3 protein-coding genes are annotated in these 2,151 nt (G+C 43.7%); 1 reads left to right on the top strand and 2 read right to left on the bottom strand.

Annotated features, from left to right (window positions below; all coding sequences use genetic code 11):
• The coding region (locus tag VK541_RS24535) for an AAA family ATPase (RefSeq protein ID WP_414692644.1) at window positions 1–210 on the top strand (210 nt) is incomplete at its 5' end.
• Here the strand turns inward: VK541_RS24535 and VK541_RS24540 are convergent.
• Together VK541_RS24540 and VK541_RS24545 are read right to left on the bottom strand one after the other, a co-directional pair.
• Window positions 207–1,091 (bottom strand): glycerophosphodiester phosphodiesterase family protein, encoded by an 885-nt coding sequence (locus VK541_RS24540; RefSeq protein WP_324373255.1) that lies wholly within the window; start codon window positions 1,089–1,091, stop codon window positions 207–209. The genes VK541_RS24535 and VK541_RS24540 overlap by 4 nt on opposite strands.
• 16 nt (window positions 1,092–1,107) lie before the next feature.
• Window positions 1,108–1,965, bottom strand: a complete 858-nt coding sequence (locus tag VK541_RS24545; protein WP_324373256.1) for a DUF4440 domain-containing protein — start codon at window positions 1,963–1,965, stop codon at window positions 1,108–1,110.
• Between the last annotated feature and the right edge of the window lie 186 nt (window positions 1,966–2,151).

The raw sequence follows: 2,151 nt of genomic DNA on the forward strand, positions 1-2,151 counted from the left end.
AAATACATCAGCTGGGGAGCAGGGCCCCGGGCTTCACAATTTCTGGTCATAGGCGCCAAATGCCATGCCGCAATATCGGGCAAATATTCGCCGGATATCGAAGATGTTCAAGCTGTGGCAGAGCCGATACTCCGTCACCGGATTGTTCGTAATTATCGTGCGGAAGCAGAAGGCCTATCGGTAGAGCAAATTATCAAAAATCTGTTTTAAAGATCGTCCAGTACTTTTTTGTAGAGGTTGGGATAATCAGTCACTACACCGTCCACACCAAGGCCTATCAGGTACTTCAAATCTTTAGCAGAATTAACTGTCCAGGGGATGATCCTGACGCCGGATTCATGACAGCGGTCTACAAGGCTCTTTCCAACAAGCACTGAATAGGGGCTGTATACAGTCGGCCTGAAACCCAGTTCACTGACATTTACTTCAAAATCTATCTTTTCATCGACAAACAGCGCTGTTTTAACTTTAGGATAGTGCTCATGTAAGTATTGCAGCGTACGCATGTCAAATGACTGTATGGTCACTCTTTTTGAAAGTTTCTTACGGTTCACTACTTCCATAATCAGTTCGATAAATTCTGCAGGTTCAGGTTGAAATTCGTTGTCCCCGTTGGGAATGGTCTTGGTTTCAATACTGTAATTGGGTTTGGACAGCTTATTTTCTTTCACGTAGCTTTCTACAGAATCGATGGTTTCCTCCAGCAAGGGCTTGTAGGCAGCGTACTTTTGCTGGTAAGGAAACCGGTTATGAACTTTGGTGCCTACATCAAACTTCTGAACATCGGCATAGTCCATTTGATAAATGTTATAGGTTTTCTGTTCTTTAAGCGTAATGGGCTTACCATCGGGCTTGAGGCTATACTCATGGTTAAAATACGGCTCCTGAGACAGGATTACTTTTTTGTCTTTGGTAATTACCGTATTCATCGAGATCGTACTGGCGCCCAGGTCAAGCGCCCTCAGCATACCTTTGATGGTATTTTCCGGCATGATGCCCCTGGCTCCGCGATTGCCCTGAAGATCAAATGCCTGCCCGGATACCCGCACTGCTGCAAACAGGATCAATAATAGGAATGTGTGTTTTCTCATATCTGTTTAAGCCGGATTAGCGTTCTGCTGGCGCGAATACCATCGCGATCAGGTTCCAGTTGTGGTCGGCCTGACGCTCATAGACAAACACATAGTGGAAGCTTTCTCTCAGATCAGCTTTATAATCCACAGCAGCAACACCATAGGTATAAGCAAAATCACCACCATCAGCTTTATTTACCTTAGTTGTTTTTAAGTTTACCTTGCTCATCATACTGTTGAAAAAAGCGATCGCTTTGTCTTTACCGATAATCGGCTCGTACCCGGGAAACAGGATTCTTACATCGGGATTGACAAATCCGGCAAAGGCCGAGACGCCGTAAGATTTTAAAGTCGCATTCAATGTAGATTCGGTGGTCGCAATGATGCCCGTTCCGGCTTCTCTCTGTTTGTCGTTCAGCAATTTGGGTTTATACGATTCCTTAGGCTCGATGAACTCAGTCTTTACTTTATTCAATGGCTTATTATGGGTAATGCCCAGATCAAGGGTTAAAACCCATTTTCCGTCAACAGCCTTCCAAACTGAGAAAAATTGCCCATAAGAAGTTTCGGTACCGGTATAGGTATACGGGCCGGTTGTAAAACCCCAGTCGCCGCTTTTAGATACTCTGGCGTAGACAGGTTTCCAGCTGAGATCTTTGGTATCGCCCTCCGTTGCATAATACGTTTTGGCATTCACGGGATTTGGTCTGAATACTAAAGTGTTGTCATCAGAATAAGTAGAAAAGGCAGTTTTGGCTCCTGTTTTGGAGAGCTTTTCGGCAAAATCTTCCTCGGCGTTCACCAATGACCTGGTAGTTCCATCAGATTTCTGAGCATAGGCTCCAAATGTCAGAGATGCGGCAACAATGGTATAAAGAAATTTATTCATCATGTTTTTTATAGTTAAAATACTAATATAGGATTTGGCAGGTTTATTCATTTCATAATTCATCAACAATTGCACAATACTACACCTTACTCCATGTAGTACCCTCTTTGCTGTCCTTCAGTTGTATGCCCATGCTTTGCAATCCGAGACGTATTTTATCGGAAGTAGCATAGTCTTTGTTTTCCTTGG

It is taken from the genome of Pedobacter sp. (genome assembly GCF_035317785.1).
In the GTDB taxonomy this organism is placed as follows: domain Bacteria; phylum Bacteroidota; class Bacteroidia; order Sphingobacteriales; family Sphingobacteriaceae; genus Pedobacter.

What these genes read in the sequence shown, in the direction of transcription:
- VK541_RS24540 (WP_324373255.1), bottom strand. Translation starts at nt 1,091, where the DNA reads ATGAGAAAACACACATTCCTATTATTGATCCTGTTTGCAGCAGTGCGG.
- VK541_RS24545 (WP_324373256.1), bottom strand. Translation starts at nt 1,965, where the DNA reads ATGATGAATAAATTTCTTTATACCATTGTTGCCGCATCTCTGACATTT.